The organism is Thalassospira australica, assembly GCF_044790785.1.
Taxonomy (GTDB): domain Bacteria; phylum Pseudomonadota; class Alphaproteobacteria; order Rhodospirillales; family Thalassospiraceae; genus Thalassospira; species Thalassospira australica_A.
This window is the reverse complement of sequence record NZ_CP085258.1, coordinates 2,676,984-2,694,358: the sequence shown is the minus strand read 5'-3', so window position 1 is coordinate 2,694,358 and position 17,375 is coordinate 2,676,984. Positions and strand designations below refer to the sequence as shown.

14 protein-coding genes are annotated in these 17,375 nt (G+C 54.7%); 12 read left to right on the top strand and 2 right to left on the bottom strand.

Going from position 1 to position 17,375, the window contains the following annotated elements; translation table 11 throughout:
• Nucleotides 1-72 precede the first annotated feature (72 nt).
• Genes LG297_RS12680 through LG297_RS12660 form a run of 5 tightly spaced genes read left to right on the top strand, consistent with a single transcriptional unit; the run spans nucleotide 73 to nucleotide 6,689 of the window.
• Complete coding sequence (locus tag LG297_RS12680) at nucleotides 73-1,020, top strand: tripartite tricarboxylate transporter substrate binding protein (protein ID WP_404420772.1); 948 nt, start codon at nucleotides 73-75, stop codon at nucleotides 1,018-1,020.
• A 34-nt stretch (nucleotides 1,021-1,054) separates the two neighbouring features.
• Nucleotides 1,055-3,124 carry a tripartite tricarboxylate transporter permease gene (locus LG297_RS12675; protein WP_404420770.1) on the top strand — a complete coding sequence of 690 codons (2,070 nt, stop codon included), beginning with the start codon at nucleotides 1,055-1,057 and terminating at the stop codon, nucleotides 3,122-3,124.
• A gap of 51 nt (nucleotides 3,125-3,175) precedes the next feature.
• Nucleotides 3,176-4,252 carry a tartrate dehydrogenase gene (locus LG297_RS12670; protein ID WP_404420768.1) on the top strand — a complete coding sequence of 359 codons (1,077 nt, stop codon included), beginning with the start codon at nucleotides 3,176-3,178 and terminating at the stop codon, nucleotides 4,250-4,252.
• 7 nt (nucleotides 4,253-4,259) lie between these two features.
• Entirely contained in the window at nucleotides 4,260-5,564 is a 1,305-nt protein-coding gene (locus LG297_RS12665; RefSeq protein WP_404426953.1) for a glycerate kinase, read from the top strand.
• Nucleotides 5,565-5,609: 45 nt separating this feature from the next.
• Nucleotides 5,610-6,689: a tartrate dehydrogenase gene (locus LG297_RS12660; RefSeq protein WP_404420766.1), complete on the top strand. Its 1,080-nt coding sequence runs from the start codon at nucleotides 5,610-5,612 to the stop codon at nucleotides 6,687-6,689.
• A 68-nt stretch (nucleotides 6,690-6,757) separates the two neighbouring features.
• Here LG297_RS12660 and LG297_RS12655 read toward each other — a convergent pair whose 3' ends face one another.
• Complete coding sequence (locus LG297_RS12655; RefSeq protein ID WP_404420764.1) at nucleotides 6,758-7,654, bottom strand: LysR family transcriptional regulator; 897 nt, start codon at nucleotides 7,652-7,654, stop codon at nucleotides 6,758-6,760.
• Between the two features lie 116 nt (nucleotides 7,655-7,770).
• Here LG297_RS12655 and LG297_RS12650 point away from each other — a divergent pair, with 116 nt between their 5' ends.
• Nucleotides 7,771-8,937 (top strand): mandelate racemase/muconate lactonizing enzyme family protein, encoded by a 1,167-nt coding sequence (locus LG297_RS12650; RefSeq protein ID WP_404420762.1) that lies wholly within the window; start codon nucleotides 7,771-7,773, stop codon nucleotides 8,935-8,937.
• A gap of 463 nt (nucleotides 8,938-9,400) precedes the next feature.
• On the opposite strand, the gene LG297_RS12645 is transcribed toward LG297_RS12650, so the two are convergent.
• Complete coding sequence (locus LG297_RS12645) at nucleotides 9,401-10,180, bottom strand: IclR family transcriptional regulator (RefSeq protein WP_404420760.1); 780 nt, start codon at nucleotides 10,178-10,180, stop codon at nucleotides 9,401-9,403.
• A gap of 179 nt (nucleotides 10,181-10,359) precedes the next feature.
• On the opposite strand from LG297_RS12645, the gene LG297_RS12640 reads away from it, so the two are divergent.
• The 6 genes from LG297_RS12640 to LG297_RS12615 are packed head-to-tail and all read left to right on the top strand — an operon-like array spanning nucleotide 10,360 to nucleotide 17,318.
• Entirely contained in the window at nucleotides 10,360-11,877 is a 1,518-nt protein-coding gene (locus LG297_RS12640) for an ABC transporter substrate-binding protein (protein WP_404420758.1), read from the top strand.
• A 25-nt stretch (nucleotides 11,878-11,902) separates the two neighbouring features.
• The gene (locus tag LG297_RS12635; protein ID WP_404420756.1) at nucleotides 11,903-12,820 is read left to right on the top strand and encodes an ABC transporter permease; all 918 of its coding nucleotides are present in this window, start codon (nucleotides 11,903-11,905) and stop codon (nucleotides 12,818-12,820) included.
• Nucleotide 12,821: 1 nt separating this feature from the next.
• On the top strand, nucleotides 12,822-13,745 hold the full coding sequence (locus LG297_RS12630; RefSeq protein WP_404420754.1) for an ABC transporter permease: 924 nt from the start codon (nucleotides 12,822-12,824) through the stop codon (nucleotides 13,743-13,745).
• Between the two features lie 11 nt (nucleotides 13,746-13,756).
• Nucleotides 13,757-14,770 carry an ABC transporter ATP-binding protein gene (locus LG297_RS12625; protein ID WP_404420752.1) on the top strand — a complete coding sequence of 338 codons (1,014 nt, stop codon included), beginning with the start codon at nucleotides 13,757-13,759 and terminating at the stop codon, nucleotides 14,768-14,770.
• Nucleotides 14,770-15,735: an ABC transporter ATP-binding protein gene (locus LG297_RS12620; protein ID WP_114110841.1), complete on the top strand. Its 966-nt coding sequence runs from the start codon at nucleotides 14,770-14,772 to the stop codon at nucleotides 15,733-15,735. Before LG297_RS12625 ends, LG297_RS12620 begins: the two co-directional genes overlap by 1 nt.
• Nucleotides 15,732-17,318, top strand: coding sequence for a gamma-glutamyltransferase (locus LG297_RS12615; protein WP_404420750.1), 1,587 nt, complete (start codon nucleotides 15,732-15,734; stop codon nucleotides 17,316-17,318). Before LG297_RS12620 ends, LG297_RS12615 begins: the two co-directional genes overlap by 4 nt.
• The last annotated feature ends 57 nt before the right edge of the window (nucleotides 17,319-17,375 follow it).

Here is a 17,375-nt window from a genome sequence, read left to right as displayed (position 1 = left end):
ATTTCCTGTTTTGCCTTTCCGGCACCGGTTCATAGAAAAACTGGTGATCCAAACCATACGGGAGGAATATCAATGCGTAAGTTTGCTATTGCGGCTGCGGTTGCTGCGTCATTCTTTGCCACGCCAGCTTTTGCAGAATATCCGGAAAAAACGATCAACTATATCATTGCGTTCAATGCGGGTGGCGAGTCCGACATTTCCGCGCGTTTTCAGCAACCTTTCTTTGAAAAACTGACCGGTCAGCAAGCCGTAATCCAGTATATGGCCGGCGCTGGCGGGGCGCAGGCTTGGTCGCAGCTTAACGGTATGGAAGCCGACGGCTATACGATCATGGGTACCAACCTGCCGCACACGATCCTGCAGCCCATGGAAAAGGATGTCGGATATGAAACCGATGACCTGACGCATGTCTATTTCTTCCATTACACTCCGGATGCGGTTTTTGTCCCGGCTGACAGCGAGTTTCAGGATCTTCAGCAGTTGATCGAACATGCCAAGGCCAATCCGGGAGTTGTGACATTCTCCGGTTCGGGTTCGAATTCCTCGAATCACATTGCCAAGGAACAGTTCGACGAACTGGCCGGCGTAACTACCACCTATGTTCCGTTCAGCGGTACCGGTCCGGCCGTGACGGCGATCCTGGGCAGTCAGACGACCGCCGGTTTCAACTATGTCACGTCGGGCGTGAACAATAGCGAGGGTATGCGCATGCTTGCCGTTGCTGCGGACGAACGTGTGAAGGCATTCCCGGATGTTCCGACTTTCAAGGAACTCGGTATCGATCTTGTGGGCGGTGCTTATCGCGGTATTGCTGTTCCTGCTTCGACCCCGGAGGATATTCGCAAGAAACTTTCCGATATTATCGGCGAGATCAACGCAGACCCGGCATTCATCAAACAGATGGAAGATGCCGGTTTCGTGCTGACCGATATTCCCTATGAGGAAATGCCGGAATTCATGGCCGAGAAGAAGGCCGAATACCGTGCAATTGGCGAAAAGCTTGGTATTGCCAATCGTTAATCCGTAACCGGAAGGGAAAGGAAAGTCCATCGCCATGGAATTGCTTGGCTATTTTCTCAGCGCGCTGACGCCGCTTAATATCCTGATGGCGCTTGGCGGCGTTGTACTTGGTACCATTATTGGTGCCCTGCCGGGATTGTCGGCAACCATGGCGGTGGCCGTTCTGGTCCCATTTACTTTCACAATGGACCCGGCGACCGGGTTGATTGCGCTCGGTGCGATCTATACCGGCGCCATCTATGGTGGTGCCTTCGCCGCGATTCTGGTCAATACACCGGGCACCCCGTCTGCGATTGCAACAACCTTTGACGGCTTCCCGATGGCCAAGCGCGGCGATGGCAACCTTGCCATAACTCTTGCCACGCTTGCCTCGGTTTTCGGCGGTCTGGTTGGCGGGATATTCCTGCTGTTGCTGTCGCCGCCATTGGCAAAGGTGGCGCTGGCGTTCGGTCCGCCGGAATATTTCTGGCTGGCAATATTTGGCCTGACCCTGATTTCGGCGTTATCGGTCGGTAATACGCTTAAGGGGCTTATCGGTGGCTGTATCGGTCTGATGCTGGCGATGGTTGGCGTGGCTGTTGTTGGGGGCGATATCCGCTTTACGATGGATACCCAGATGCTTTTGGGCGGGTTCGATATCGTTTCCGCACTGATCGGCCTGTATTGCATTCCGGTTCTGATTGATCTGGTGGCAACGCCTGATCCGCATCTGAAAGTAGAGCAGGGGAACCGCGGCATTCGTTTGTTCGAAGCGTTCGGGATTGCCTGGAAAAGCAAGTTCAACGTCATTCGCAGTTCCGTTATCGGAACCATTATCGGTATCTTGCCGGGTGCTGGTGGATCGATAGCAGGGCTGGTTTCCTATTCCGAGGCGCGCCGTTCGTCGAAAACGCCGGAAGAATTCGGTAACGGGGCGCCGGACGGTATTATCGCGACTGAATCGGCAAACAACGCCACAGTGGGCGGCGGGTTTATTCCCACACTGGTGCTGGGTATCCCCGGTACGCCACCCGACGCGGTGATCCTCGGTGCATTGCTGGTACAGGGTATCAAGATCGGCCCGACCCTTTTCGCGCAGCAGGGCGAGATTGTTTACACTTTTATCTTCGGGTTGCTGATTGCAACCGCACTGATGTTGCCCGCAGGGCTTTTGATCGGGCGTTATGCCTATAAGTCGATTGCCTCGATCCCCAAGACCGTTCTGGTTCCGACCATTGCCTTTCTGACGGTCGTTGGCAGTTTTGCGATCCACAGCAACCTGCATGATGTTCAGATGATGCTGGCGCTGGGGGTCATTGGCTGGATTTTGAACCGGTACGGTTTTGCACCTTCGCCCATCGTGCTGGGCCTTGTGCTGGGTCAGATTGCCGAACAGGGGTTTGTTCAGTCCTATCTGATCGGGAATGCGACCAGCAATATTGCCGGCATGTTCTTTGGCCGTCCAATCAGCCTTGCCATTGTTACATTGGCGGCGTTCACGCTGCTTTACCCGGTGCTGTTTGGCAATCGCAAGGAGAGAGCCCGCAAGCGCGCGGTTGCTGCGGCAAAAAATTATGCCGAAACGGACGGTGAGACAGCAAAAGCCGATGAAGCGGCCCTGTCGGAGCCTGTGATCAATCCGGTGGCACACCTGAAAGGTGTCATTGCAAAGCCACGCGACACCGCAGGTATGGGGATTGTTGTTCTGTTGGTGCTGATGGCTGTTTGGGCCATCACGCAGACATCGGAAATGTCCCCGTTGGGTTCAGTCTTTCCGATAACGATCTGTGCCGCGCTGATTGTGTTTTCGATTGTCCTTTTTGCCATGAACCTGTTGCGTAAACCTGCAGGTGCAAAGAGTGGAGATCAGGCAGGTGAATCGGTTTCGCGGCGTATTGCCCTGATTGTTGTGATGGGCTTTTGGGTCGTGGCCATTCCGCTGACCGGTTTCTGGGTGGCGGCCATTCTGGCCTTTCTGTCGCTGGCCAGGGTGTCCTGTTACGAAGACATGCCTGCCAAACGCATTATCGTCGAAACACTCGCAGGATTTGCAATCGTGACCGGCCTGTATTGGCTGATGGCGGATGTCTTGTTGATTCGCATGCCAGCGGGATTGCTGTTCTAGGGGCATACGAGCCTGAATTTTCAAAGTTAACTGCTAACCAAGAGACTGATCATGAAGACTTATCGTATTGCTGCCATCCCGGGCGACGGGATCGGTAAAGAGGTTGTTGCGGCCGGTGTCGAAGTTCTTGACGTGCTGGCAAAGCGCGATGGCGGGTTCAAAATGATGTTCGATAGCTTCGACTGGGGGTCGGACTATTACAAGAAACATGGTGTCATGATGCCAGCTGACGGGCGCGAGCAGATACGGAACCATGATGCCATCTATTTCGGTGCTGTCGGCGCTCCGGATGTACCGGACCATGTGACGCTTTGGGGCTTGAGGCTTGCGATTTGTCAGCCATTTGACCAATACGCCAATGTTCGGCCAACCCGCATTCTGCCGGGGATCGAAAGCCCGCTTCGCAATGTGAAACAAAGCGAGCTTGACTGGGTGATCGTCCGTGAAAATTCTGAAGGCGAATATGCCGGACAGGGGGGGCGTTCGCATGTCGGGCTGCCCGAAGAGGTTGCAACCGAAGTTTCGATTTTCACCCGGGCGGGTGTCACGCGTATCATGCGGTTTGCCTTTGATCTGGCACGGTCACGCAAGCGCAGGCAACTGACGGTGGTTACCAAATCAAATGCCCAGCGCAATGGCATGGTCATGTGGGATGAAATCGCCGCCGAAGTTGCCGCAGAATATCCCGATGTGCAATGGGACAAGATGCTGGTCGATGCCATGACAATGCGCATGACCCTGCGTCCCGAAACGCTTGATACCATCGTTGCAACAAACCTGCATGCCGATATTCTGTCGGACCTTGCAGCGGCGCTGGCCGGGTCGCTTGGTATTGCGCCAACGGCAAACCTTAATCCCGAAGGAAAGTTCCCCTCGATGTTCGAGCCGATCCATGGTTCGGCTTTCGACATCACCGGCAAAGGGGTTGCCAACCCGGTGGCGACTTTCTGGAGTGCGGTCATGATGCTTGACCATCTGGGCGAGGTGGCAGCGTCGGCGCGTCTGATGCGTGCTGTGGAACGCGTTACAGCCGATCCGTTGCTGCATACGCCTGATCTTGGCGGCAAGGCGACGACACGTCAGGTGACCGATGCCGTGATTGCGGCCATTCATGGCGACAATCGTTGATCGGGGCATGACAATGGCGGAACGTACAATGTCCGGTATTTTCAACGATGCCAGGGCACGTGCCCTGCTTGGTGAAATGTTTGATGCGGCCATCCGTGCCGCGGATCCGGATCATTGCGTTCCGCGTTTTTTGCCTGCCCCGCCGCAAGACGGGCGTACGATCGTGATTGGCGCAGGCAAGGCGGCTGCCAAAATGGCCCGTGCGGTTGAGGCACATTGGGCCGGGCCGCTCGAAGGTATTGTCGTGACCCGTTATGGTCACGCCGTGCCGACGGAAAAAATCACCGTCATCGAAGCAGGCCATCCGGTTCCGGATGTCGCCGGTGTTGATGCGTCAAGGCGTATTCGGAAACTCGTTTCGGGGCTAAGCGAGAATGATCTGGTGATCTGCCTGATTTCGGGGGGCGGATCGGCCTTGATGGTTGACCCGTTATCGCCGGTAACATTGCCGGAGAAGCAGGATATTTCACGCGCGCTTTTGAAATCGGGCGCAAATATCAGCGAGATGAATTGCGTACGCCGCCATCTTTCGGCAATCAAGGGCGGGCGGTTGGCGGCGGCCTGCTATCCGGCCCGTCTGGTGACGCTGGCGATTTCTGATGTGCCCGGGGATGATCCGCTGGATATCGCATCCGGGCCGACTGTTGCAGATCCGACAAGTTGTGCTGATGCCTTGGCGATCCTTACGCGTTATGACATCGATATGCCGGGGCATGTTCGCGATCTTTTGCTATCGGGTGAAGGCGAAACCGTAAAGCCGGGGAATCAGCGTCTGGCAAGGGCCGAGACCAGGTTAATTGCGACCCCACAAATGGCTCTGGAGGCAGCGGCACGGGTTGCGCGAGAACATGGAGTTTCTGCCCATCTCCTTGGAGATGCCATAGAGGGCGAAGCTCGCGATGTCGGGCGTGTAATCGGGGGTATCGCCCGTCAGGTGGTCCGTTACGGGCAACCTTTTACCGTTCCATGCGTGATGTTATCAGGCGGGGAGACAACCGTGACGGTGCGTGGCAACGGCCGAGGCGGGCGCAATGTGGAATTTCTGCTGTCGCTTGCGGCAATGCTGAATGGCGAAGCCGGAATTCATGCCGTTGCAGGAGATACCGACGGTATTGACGGGATCGAAGAAATTGCCGGTGCCTTTATCGCGCCAGGCACCCTGTCACGGGCGAAATCATTGGGGATCCGTATTGGCGACGTCCTTGCGCAAAATGACGGGCATGGTTTTTTCGAACGACTTGGCGACAGCATCGTCACCGGCCCGACCCTGACCAATGTTAACGATTTCCGTGCGGTACTTGTAACCGGTTGAACAGATGAAACTGCTGACAGATAAACGATGATCAAGGAAACGCTTATGTCGAATAGAACACAAAAAATTGCGGTCATTCCGGGAGATGGCATCGGGACCGAAGTCATGCCCGAAGGTGTGCGCGTCCTCGAAGCCGCAAGCAAGAAATTCGGGATTGACCTGCATTTCGATCATTTCGATTTTTCGTCCTGCGATTATTACCGCAGGCATGGCCAGATGATGCCGGACAACTGGAAAGAGCAGGTCGGCAATCATGACGCGATCTTTTTTGGGGCTGTTGGCTGGCCCGATACGGTGCCTGACCATATTTCTCTTTGGGGGTCACTGATTCAGTTTCGCCGTGATTTCGACCAGTACGTCAGTCTGCGTCCGGCGCGTCTGATGCCCGGTGTTCCCTCGCCGCTGGTCGGGCGAAAGCCCGGTGACATCGATTTCTATGTCGTGCGCGAAAACACCGAAGGTGAATATTCTTCGATCGGCGGGAAAATGTATCCGGATACGGATCGCGAGATTGTCGTGCAGGAAACGGTCATGTCACGCATCGGGGTCGACCGTATCCTGAAGTATGCCTTCGATCTGGCACAGAAACGCCCACGTAAACGGCTGACATCGGCAACAAAATCGAATGGTATTTCAATTACCATGCCCTATTGGGATGAACGGGTTGTCGAAATGGCAAAAAACTATCCCGATATCAGCTGGGATAAATACCATATCGATATCCTGACCGCCCATTTTGTCCTGAACCCGGATCGTTTTGATGTGGTGGTGGCATCCAATCTGTTTGGCGACATCCTGTCTGATCTAGGACCTGCCTGTACCGGGACCATCGGTATTGCGCCGTCAGGCAACATCAACCCGGAACGTAAATTCCCGTCGCTGTTCGAGCCGGTTCATGGTTCCGCCCCCGATATTGCAGGCAAGGGGATCGCCAACCCGATTGGCACAATCTGGGCCGGTGCGATGATGCTTGAACATCTTGGTCACAAGGATGCCCATGACGGGATTATGAGGGCTATCGAAACGGTGCTGGTTGATGAAAATCTGCGGACCGGGGACCTTAAGGGCAAGGCAGATACTGTTACCTGCGGCAAGGCAATTGCGGATGCGGTCCTGACACTGTAATTCGCCTGACGCCGGTCCAATGACCTGCTGGCGCCTGGGGGTGCCGGCAGGTCATTCCTTTGACGCATTCAGTCCTTTTCCAAGACATTTTCCCAGAACTTTTCGACCAGGGGCTTTTGCCGTGCTTTCGGGCGGAAAAGGCAAATATCAACCGGAATTTGCAAATCCGGTCCGCCAAACGGAACAAGGCTGCCATCCTCCAGTTCCGATGCGGCAAGCGTTCGGGGTAGCCAGGCGATCCCCGCACCTGCTTTGACCATCGATAACAAGGTTGCGGCCAGATGCGATGTAAACCCGGCCTTTGATCCGAGCTTTGCATGTTTTGGGGCTTCTTCGGCAGCAACTATGCGGCCAAGCCCCGATTGCGTGCTGTAAGCCAGCCAGGGAATGTTGGTATCGCGATCGGGTTGCCATTTGGCCGTGCCATCCGGGGCGGCGGTAGACATCGGGATCAGGATATCCTGCCCGATCTTGATACGGACAAAGCCGGTATCATCAAGCGCGCTTCCCATGGCGGGATGATAATGGCACAGCAGAAATTGCGCATCGCCGCGCAGCATGAATTGTTCGCACCGTTCCAGACTATCCGACACAAGGTTGAATGTTCCCATTGTCAGCATATCGTCAAACCTTCTGACCCAGCCGGGAAAGAAGGTAAAGGACAGCGCGTGGGTGGCGGCAAAAGTCAGTCCGGATTTTGTGCTTTGGCCGATTTCATGTGTGTCGCGGCGCAACTGATGGGATTGCCTTACCAATGCTTCGGCATGAATACGAAAATGTTCTCCTGCCGGAGTTAAGGTAACGACGTGGGTGGTTCTTGAAAATAGCGGCGTGCCAACCCAATCCTCAAGCGCCCGTATGCGGCGGCTGAACGCGGGTTGCGTGATGTGACGCATTTCCGATGCCCGCGAAAAGTTCAGTGTTTCGGCGAGCGCCAGATAATCTTCAAGCCAGCGAAGTTCCATTTTGTAATGCCGTTTCGGTATAACCAAAGACCAGATTGGCATTGGTTTTGCCCCGATTGCAAACTGTATTATCAAGCTATTCAAACAAAACCCACCATACAGGGATGAAAGCCGTCATGCGCATTGTTGATATCCGTGAAAAGACCGCATCAATCGCGTCGCCGATTGCCAATGCCTATATCGATTTTTCCAAGATGACCTGTTCAGTCGTTGCGGTGGTGACCGATGTCATTCGCGACGGCAAGCCGGTAATCGGTTACGGATTTAATTCCAATGGCCGTTATGGGCAGGGTGCGCTGATGCGCGACCGTTTTATCAACCGTGTGCTTGAAGCCGTTCCCGAAAGCCTGATCGACCGGGAAAATGATAATCTTGATCCGTTTGCGATCTGGAAAACACTGATGACCAACGAAAAACCCGGGGGGCATGGTGAACGTTCGGTCGCGGTCGGGACCATTGATATGGCGGTTTGGGATGCAGTGGCGAAAATCGCCGGTGTGCCGCTTTGGAAATTGCTGGCGGATCGCTATCACGGTGGTGTTGCAGACAAGAAGGTCTGGGTCTATGCCGCAGGTGGTTATTACTATCCGGGCAAGGATCACAAACAGCTTCAGGATGAAATGCGAAGCTATCTTGATCGTGGTTACAAGGTCGTGAAAATGAAGATCGGTGCGGCATCCCTTGATGAAGACCTGCGCCGTATTGATGCCGTTCTAGACATTGTCGGGGATGGGCAATATCTGGCTGTTGATGCCAATGGTCGGTTCGATCTGGAAACTGCAGTGGCCTATGCAAAGGCACTGAAGCCGTATGGCCTGTTCTGGTACGAAGAGGCTGGCGATCCGCTGGATTACGCACTGCAGGCGGAGTTGGCCGACCATTACGAGGGTGCAATGGCAACTGGCGAAAACCTGTTTTCCCATCAGGATGCGCGCAATTTGCTGCGCCATGGCGGCATGCGCCCGGATCGCGATTGGGTACAGTTCGATTGTGCGCTTTCATACGGGCTTGTTGAATATTTGCGAACGCTTGATGTCATGAAAGACCTTGGCTGGTCATCTCGTCGGGTGGTGCCGCATGGCGGACATCAGATGTCATTGAATATTGCAGCAGGGCTGCATCTGGGTGGGAATGAAAGCTACCCCGATGTCTTTCAGCCTTTCGGCGGTTTTGCCGATGGTATTGCGGTCGAAGATGAGTATGTCGGGTTGCCCGAAATTCCCGGCGTTGGTTTCGAAGAAAAATCGGCGTTAATCAAAGTTATGCGGGAAGTTGCTGCTTAAGGTTGAAAGCTCCCTTTAGGTAATTTGCCGAATTTATATCTGCAGCAACCGATTAATCTTCGAAGGGGCGTTGCGAACTATCTATCGTGCGGCGACCTGCATCGAATGCTGCTTGAATATATTCACATAGTATATTGCTATGAAGGGCTGTGTGCCGTTTGGATTTGCGATTAGTTGCGTGTAAATCTAGGTTGAACGCTGATCCAAACTTAAGTCAGGGTCATAGGTCATCTGAGAGGGTAAAAGGGCGTAGTTAATTGCATGTCCCCGCAACCACTTCTGTTATAACTCGATCCTTTGCGAGATATGACAATGCCCTAAAACACAACACCCCGCCCGGCGAAAGCCAGGCGGGGTGTTGTGTTCCTGGCAATATAAAATCTCAGAATTTCTGAATTTTAGATGCCATGACAGGGATTGGACTCAACTGCACCAGCACCTGATTGCGAAAGGTCGGGTCATTTTATCTTGATGGCACAATAGATTGGGCAGCTTCAACAACAAGCGGGGCAATTTCCGCTTCTGCACGTTCGATGGTCCAGCGGATCGACGGCAGAGAACAGTGGATGGCGCCAACCGGTATTCCGTCAATGCTGCAGATCGGGGCGGCAACGTTGACTTCATCGGGTAAAACCTGCCCCTGTGTGGTGCAATATCCCTTTTCGCGTGCCATCAGGATATTGTCGAGTATGGCGCCACGATCCATCGTTGTTCTCTGGGTGTATTGCCGGGTTGGCCAATTGCTTACCGCGTCACGGATAGCCTGATCCGACTGGCGGCTCAGGATGACACGCCCGGAAGAGGCGACAAGTGCAGGTACCCGTCTGCCAATCGCCGAAGCCCCGAAATTGGTGCGGTGGTTGGGCATGCGCACGACATAAATAATGTCGGTTCCGATTGGTTCGGCCATGTTGATGGTTTGTGAGGTCTGGCGGCTCAGGTCGATCAGGCGTGGCATTGCCAGCTGTGCCAGATAATCGGCCCACAGATAACTGTACGCCATTTCCAGATATTTGACGGATGGCCGAAACCGGCGGGTTTCCGGATTTTTTTCCAGATATCCAAGCTCGTATAGCGTGTTGGCATATCGTTGTGCCGCACTCTTTTCAAGACCGGTAACCTTTACAAGGTCGGCCAGGCCAAGTTCCGTTTTATCTTCGGAAAAGGCTTCAAGTATCCGCATGCCTTTTTCAAGGGAGGTGACAAAAAGGGTGTCCTGCTGCCGGGCTTTGGCATCCGTCATGGTCGCATTTCCTCGTTTTTTTTAATGGCAAACGTGCTGGTTGACATGCTGCTTCCAGTTGCCTTATCGTAGTTATATACAGTACGCTGTATTACAATATAATACAAGGTGTTTTAAATACATCTAATGTGTCTTGCCGCAAATATTGTGAAGCGGGGCATTCATATCAGGAGGCTATAATGAAACAGATCCTTAAGGGGGCTGGAATCTTTGCCCTCGCCATGGCCGCTGCTGGAACAGCTGCTGCCAACAAAGCTGACGATACCCTCAATGTCGCGTTCTCCAAAGAACTTGAGAATGTCGACAGTTATTTCAACTCGGCGCGTGAAGGCGTCATCCTGCAACGCTCGATCTGGGACGGACTGGTTTATCGGGATCCTTATACCGGCGAGTATCAGGGCAATCTGGCGACGGACTGGCAATGGGTTGATGACGAAACCCTTGAATTCAATCTTCGCCAGGGCGTTACCTTCCACAATGGTGAGCCTTTTGATGCTGACGATGTGGTCGCGACCGTGAACTGGGTTGCGGACGAAAAGAACGGGGTGAAAACCCAGCGCAACGTCAACTGGATGGAAAGTGCTGAAAAGCTTGACCAGTTCAAGGTCCGCATTCATCTGAAAGCGCCATTCCCGGCAGCGATTGAATATCTTGCCGGGCCGGTCTCGATTTACCCCAACGAATATTACGCCGAAGCCGGCCCGACCGGCATGGGACTTAATCCGGTAGGGACCGGTCCTTACAAGGTTGTTTCGGTCGAGCCGGGCAAGCATTTCGTGCTGGAGAAGTACGAAAATTATCACAAGGACAGCCCGAAGGGGCAGGCCAATATCGGTCGCCTTGATATCCGCACCATTCCCGATTTCAACACGCAGGCCGCCGAACTGTTCAGTGGCGGTCTGGACTGGATATGGCAGGTGCCGCCAGATCAGGCCGAAAGCCTTGGCGCGATGGGGGAATTCACGGTTGCCAACGAAAGCACCATGCGCATCGGTTATCTGCAATTTGATGCCGCCGGTCGCAGCGGTGAAGGCAACCCGTTCACCAACAAGCTTGTGCGTCAGGCAATTTCGCATGCCATTGACCGCGAAGCCATCGTTGCATCGATGCTCAAGGGCAAGTCCCGTGTCGTCAATTCGGCGTGCTTCCCGTCCCAGTTTGGTTGCGCACAGGACGTCGCGGTCTATGACTATGACCCTGAAAAAGCCAAACAGCTTCTTGCCGAAGCCGGCTATCCGGACGGGTTGGAAATTGACTTTTATGCCTATCGTGATCGCGAATATGCCGAAGCCATGCTGGGCTATCTCGAAGCGGTCGGTATCAAAAGCAATTTCAAGCTTTTGCAATATTCGGCACTGCGTGAACTGAACATGAAGGGCGACGTCCCGATGTCGTTCCAGACATGGGGATCCTATTCGATCAATGATGCGTCGGCGATCGTCAGCCAGTATTTCAAACTTGGCAATCTTGATACTGCACAAGACGAGCAGATCAAGGAATGGCTGGATGTTGCCGACAGTTCTGTCGATCCCGAGGAGCGCAAGGAATACTATGCCAAAGCCCTGAAGCGTATCGCGGATGAAGCTTATTGGTTGCCGTTGTTCTCCTATAATTCGAACTACGTGTTCACCAAGGATCTGGAATATGCACCGACCACGGATGCTATTCCGCGCTTCTTCCAGATGAACTGGAAATAATCCTCCGGATCAGGGGTTCAGAACGGTGTTGGTATATACGTTAAAAAGGCTTGGCTTGGCCTTGCTGGTGACGCTTGCCGTCTCCATGCTCAGCTTCGCGCTTCTCTATCTTTCGGGGGATCCTGCGGCGGCTATTGCGGGTGAAACGGCAAATGCCGATGATATCGAAGCTGTAAGGAGATATTACGGCTTTGATCGACCATGGGTCGTTCAGTATGGCGAATGGATGTTCAATGCGATCAGGGGGGATTTCGGTACAAGTTATTACTTCAAGCTGCCGGTATCACAATTGGTTGCCGAACGCCTGTCCGTCACGATGTTGCTTGGCGTATGCGGAATCTCCTTTGCGCTTCTGACGGCTGTGCCTTTGGGTGTTGCCGCCGCCGTTCGCCCCAATAGCATTATTGACCGGATTGCCCTGTTCCTTTCGGTCATGGGGCAGGCCATGCCCAGTTTCTGGTTTGGCCTGGTCCTGATTGTCCTGTTCAGTATCAAGCTTCGCCTTCTGCCGCCTTCCGGTTCGGACAGCTGGCAGAACTTTGTGATGCCTACCATTGTGCTGGGCTATTACGCGATGCCCGCCATCATGCGCCTGACCCGTGCCGGGATGCTTGACGTGCTGGGTGCGGATTATGTCCGTACCGCGCGCGCCAAGGGTGCCGGTGAATTCCGGGTCATGTTCAAGCATGCCCTTCGCAATGCGATCATCCCGGTTGTCAGTCTGGCCGCCGTGCAGATGGGCTTCATGCTGGGAGGATCAATTGTTGTTGAGTCGATCTTTGCCCTGCATGGGGCGGGCTATCTGGCATGGGAGTCTATCGGGCGTAATGATTTGCCTACCGTTCAGGCCCTGATTCTGGTGTTTTCGATGTTCTATATCGTCTTCACCTTCCTGTCGGATTTGTTGAATGCGTGGCTTGATCCGCGCATGAGGGTGGGCTGACATGACCAACACGACCGAAACCATCAACACAGTGGCGCCCAAGGTTGAAGCTGCAGTCCTGAGCGGCCCTACACCACGACAGGTTCTGCTGACCAAAGTCCTTGGTCACAAGGGGCTGATGTTTGGTGCCATTGTGCTTCTGACCATCTTCCTGATGGCGCTTTTTGCGCCACTTCTTGCCCCTTATGACCCGTATCATCAGGATTTGACGCACCGGATGGTCCCGCCCGTCTGGGATGCGAAAGGCAGTTGGGATAACATCTTTGGAACCGATCATCTTGGGCGGGATTATCTGTCGCGCCTGCTTTATGGCGCACGTATTTCATTGGCCATCGGGGCGATTGCGGCCCTGATTTCCGGCATTATCGGCACCAGTATGGGTGTTGCCGCCGGTTATTTTGGCGGACGTGTTGATGCCTGTGTCACCTTTCTGATCAATGTGCGTCTTGCGATGCCTGTGGTTCTGGTTGCGCTGGCGGTGGTTGCGCTGTTTGGCGGTTCGCTTCAGGTCGTGATTACGGTTCTTGGCCTTTTGCTTTGGGACCGGTTCGCGGTTGTGATGCGGTCAGCCACCCTGCAATTGCGCTCAATGGAATATGTCACGGCAGCCAAGGCAATCGGCTGCTCGACCAAACGCATCCTATTTAGCGAAATCATGCCGAACATTGCAAACAGTCTGATTGTGATTGTGACGCTTGAAATGGCGCATGCCATTTTGCTTGAAGCGGCCCTGTCGTTCCTTGGTCTCGGGGTGCAGCCGCCAACTCCTTCGTGGGGCTTGATGGTCTCGGAAGGCAAACAGATGCTTCTGTTCCAGCCATGGATGATTGCCATTCCCGGTGTCGCGCTGTTCATCCTTGTTCTGGCGATCAATCTGCTGGGCGACGGTCTTCGCGACGTTTCCGCACCTGAAAACCGCAATTAGGGGCCATCAGCATGGAAAACATTCTTTCTGTTCGCGGCCTTACGGTCGATATCCCGCTGGCGGCCGGAACGCTGCATGCCGTGCGCGGCATTGATTTCGATGTAAAGCGCGGGGAAACCTTGTGTGTTGTTGGTGAATCAGGCAGCGGCAAATCCCTGACCTCGCTTGCGATCATGGGACTTCTGCCCAAGCAGGCGAAACGTTCGGCACAGGTCCTTGATTTTGCCGGGATCGATCTGCAAACGGCCTCCAATCGTGACATGCGTAAATTGCGTGGCAACCGGATTTCGATGATCTTTCAGGAACCGATGACCTCGCTTAACCCGGCCTACACCATCGGGGATCAACTGACCGAAGCCCTGCTGCTTCATCGAAAGGTGCCAAAGTCGGTTGCGCGTGATCGGGCCATTGAACTTCTTGGAAAGGTCGGGATCACGGCGGCGTCCAATCGCATGAAACAATATCCCCACCAGCTTTCAGGCGGTCTGCGCCAACGCGTGATGATTGCCATGGCCCTGATGGGGGAACCCGATCTGATCATTGCCGATGAACCGACAACCGCGCTGGATGTCACCATTCAGGCCCAGATATTGCGCCTGCTTAAGGATCTGCAACGTGAATTGAACATGGCGATGATCCTGATCACCCATGATCTGGGGGTGGTGGCACGCATCGCGGACAAGGTTGCCATCATGTATGCCGGTGAAATGGTCGAAGCCGGGAGCGCAGCCAAAGTCTTTAATGCACCAAAGCACCCCTATACCCGTGGGTTGCTGAACTGCATTCCGGTGCCGGGCAAAACCGCGGTTGGCGAACATCTGGGCTCGATCCCCGGTATTGTGCCGTCTCTTATCGGTGATGTGGTTGGCTGTGCTTTCCGAAGCCGCTGTGACGAGGCAACCGCGCAATGTGCGTCCGATATACCGGCCCGGATTTCACCCGCCGGGCATCTTTATCGCTGTGTTCACGATTATGACAGGTCTGCATCCCTGTCGATGAACCAGCCAAAATCGGGGGAAGCATAATGTCCGTTCCGGTTCTTGAACTTGAGAATGTCTCGAAGATTTTTTCGATCAAGCAGGGCATCTTTGGCAAACGCAAGGATCTTCGTGCGGTTGATGAACTGACGCTGAAACTGCAAAAGGGCGAAGTCCTTGGCCTTGTCGGGGAATCCGGTTGTGGCAAAAGTACCCTTGCGCGTATTTTGCTGGGGCTGGAAACGCCAACACAGGGCCGGGTTCTGGTCGATGGCGAAGACATCACCAGCCATGACAGATCCTATCTGGCGCGCCGTATCCAGCCGATTTTCCAGGATCCCTATTCATCGCTGAACCCGCGCAAGACCATTGGCGATATCATCTCGTTGCCCTTGCGGGTGCACAAGGTCGGCGACCCGCGTGACTGGGATAAACAGACCGCCGATATTCTTGATGTTGTCGGTTTGCCCAAAAGGGTTTTGCGCAGTTATCCAAGCCAGCTTTCGGGCGGGCAACGTCAACGTGTGGCGATTGCGCGCGCCCTGATCATGCGACCTGAGATCGTGATCTGCGATGAACCGACGTCGGCCCTTGATGTATCGGTTCAGTCGCAAATCCTTAATCTGCTGTCGGATTTGCGCAATGAATTCGGGCTGACCTATCTGTTCATCAGCCATAACCTTGCGGTGGTCGAACATCTGGCAACAAGGGTGGCGGTCATGTATCTGGGTCGTATCGTCGAGGAAGCAGACGCGTCTTCGCTGTTTGCCGGTCCGGATCATCCTTATACCAATGCGTTGCTGGAATCCGTTCTGACGCCGGACCCGTCCCTTGGGGTTCCCGATACGCAATTGGGTGCCGTATTCCCCAATCCGATCAACCCGCCCAGTGGATGCCATTTCCATCCGCGCTGCCCGCGCGCGATTGATATCTGTTCGACCAAGGCCCCGGTGGCGACCCTGCATCAGGGCAAGCGGGTTGAATGTCATCTGGTCGAAGGGGCGGTTCAATGATCCGCGACAATTTTTCCAACATGCAGTCGGTCCGTAAAAACGTCGTCACCGTCGAAAATGGTGGGGTGGTCGCAGCCCAGCATAAGCTAGGCGCCCAGGTCGGGGCAGACATTCTTGCCGCCGGTGGCGATGCCATTGACGCCGCGATTGCCACATCCTTTGCCATGGGGGTGGTCGAACCCTGGATGAGCGGCCCGGCCGGTGGCGGTGCGATGATGATCTATCGTGCGGACGAAGACCGGACCTATAGCATTACCTTTGGGATGCGTTCCCCCACCGGGCTTGATGTTGCGGATTATCCGTTATCGGGCGAAGGCGTTGCGGGTGACCTGTTCCCATGGGCGCGGGTCGTCGGGGATCGTAACCAGATTGGCGCAACAGCGATTGCAGTACCCGGCACCGTTGCCGGTATGGGGCTTGCCTTTGACCGGTTCGGAACCATGCCGTGGCGTGATCTTGTATCGCCTGCGGCAAAGCTTGCATCAGGTGGGCTATCTGTTGACTGGTATGCCGCCCTTATCATTGCGGCCAGTACCCGCGAACTTGCCAAAAATCCGACCGCGGCGGAGACCTTTCTGGAAGACGGGCAATGGCCGACTATTGCCGGATGGACGGCCCTTTCGGACAAGCGGATCAATCTTGACCAGATGGCGGCCACCCTGCAACGCATTGCCGATAAAGGTGCGCGTGAGTTTTACGAAGGTGATCTTGCGGCGGAAATCGTTGCCGATGTCAGGGACGCCGGGGGATGTTTGTCGCTTGATGACATGAAGTCCTATCAGGCTGTTCTGGCTGATCCGCTGGCGACATCCTATCGCGGGGGGACGGTCTATACGCCGGCTGCGATGACGGCGGGTGAAAACCTTGCGGAATGTCTGGAAATCCTGTCGCATCAGAATTTTGAGGGGACGTCGCCGGGGGCTGATGCCTATGCGGCCTATGTCGATGCGCTTAAGGCGGCCTATGAACGCCGGTTGCGTGATATGGGCGACGTTGATGACAGTCGCGCCCCCGCCTGCACCACACATTTCAGTGTGACGGATCGACATGGCAACATGGTCGCGGTGACCCAGACATTGCTGTCCATTTTCGGATCCAAGGTCGTGCTGCCCGGAAGCGGGCTTTTGATGAATAACGGGATCCTGTGGTTCGATCCAGAACCGGGACGGCCAAACTCGTTAGCACCCGACAAACGGTGTTTGATGAATGTCTGCCCGGCAATTGGTCAGCACAAGGATAAGCGTTTTGCCATCGGGGCATCCGGCGGGCGCAAGATTTTGCCGGCCATTCTGCAACTGACATCCTGCCTGATGGATTTCGATATGACCCTCGAAGATGCCTTTCATCAGGCGCGGGTCGATTTCAGCGGCGGCGATACGGTGATCATCGATCAAAGTCTTTCTCCCGATATCATTGCGGCCCTTGGGGAACGCCATCGTTGCGTGACCACGCGCCGGACCGCTTTCCCCTATGCCTTTGCCTGCCCGGCGGGGGTTCTTCGGCAGGGGAACATCAATCAGGGCATGACCGAAATCATGTCGCCCTGGGGCGATGCGGTGGCGGAAAACCGGGATGGTTCGTGAAACACAAAATGCTCCGTCGTTCCTTTGGGAATTGGATGGCTTATCGGAAATAACAAG

Excerpts from the sequence above, each read along its gene's own strand:
- LG297_RS12680 (WP_404420772.1), top strand. The coding sequence starts at position 73 with ATGCGTAAGTTTGCTATTGCGGCTGCGGTTGCTGCGTCATTCTTTGCC.
- LG297_RS12675 (WP_404420770.1), top strand. The coding sequence starts at position 1,055 with ATGGAATTGCTTGGCTATTTTCTCAGCGCGCTGACGCCGCTTAATATC.
- LG297_RS12670 (WP_404420768.1), top strand. The coding sequence starts at position 3,176 with ATGAAGACTTATCGTATTGCTGCCATCCCGGGCGACGGGATCGGTAAA.
- LG297_RS12665 (WP_404426953.1), top strand. The coding sequence starts at position 4,260 with ATGACAATGGCGGAACGTACAATGTCCGGTATTTTCAACGATGCCAGG.
- LG297_RS12660 (WP_404420766.1), top strand. The coding sequence starts at position 5,610 with ATGTCGAATAGAACACAAAAAATTGCGGTCATTCCGGGAGATGGCATC.
- LG297_RS12655 (WP_404420764.1), bottom strand. The coding sequence starts at position 7,654 with ATGGAACTTCGCTGGCTTGAAGATTATCTGGCGCTCGCCGAAACACTG.
- LG297_RS12650 (WP_404420762.1), top strand. The coding sequence starts at position 7,771 with ATGCGCATTGTTGATATCCGTGAAAAGACCGCATCAATCGCGTCGCCG.
- LG297_RS12645 (WP_404420760.1), bottom strand. The coding sequence starts at position 10,180 with ATGACGGATGCCAAAGCCCGGCAGCAGGACACCCTTTTTGTCACCTCC.
- LG297_RS12640 (WP_404420758.1), top strand. The coding sequence starts at position 10,360 with ATGAAACAGATCCTTAAGGGGGCTGGAATCTTTGCCCTCGCCATGGCC.
- LG297_RS12630 (WP_404420754.1), top strand. The coding sequence starts at position 12,822 with ATGACCAACACGACCGAAACCATCAACACAGTGGCGCCCAAGGTTGAA.
- LG297_RS12625 (WP_404420752.1), top strand. The coding sequence starts at position 13,757 with ATGGAAAACATTCTTTCTGTTCGCGGCCTTACGGTCGATATCCCGCTG.
- LG297_RS12620 (WP_114110841.1), top strand. The coding sequence starts at position 14,770 with ATGTCCGTTCCGGTTCTTGAACTTGAGAATGTCTCGAAGATTTTTTCG.
- LG297_RS12615 (WP_404420750.1), top strand. The coding sequence starts at position 15,732 with ATGATCCGCGACAATTTTTCCAACATGCAGTCGGTCCGTAAAAACGTC.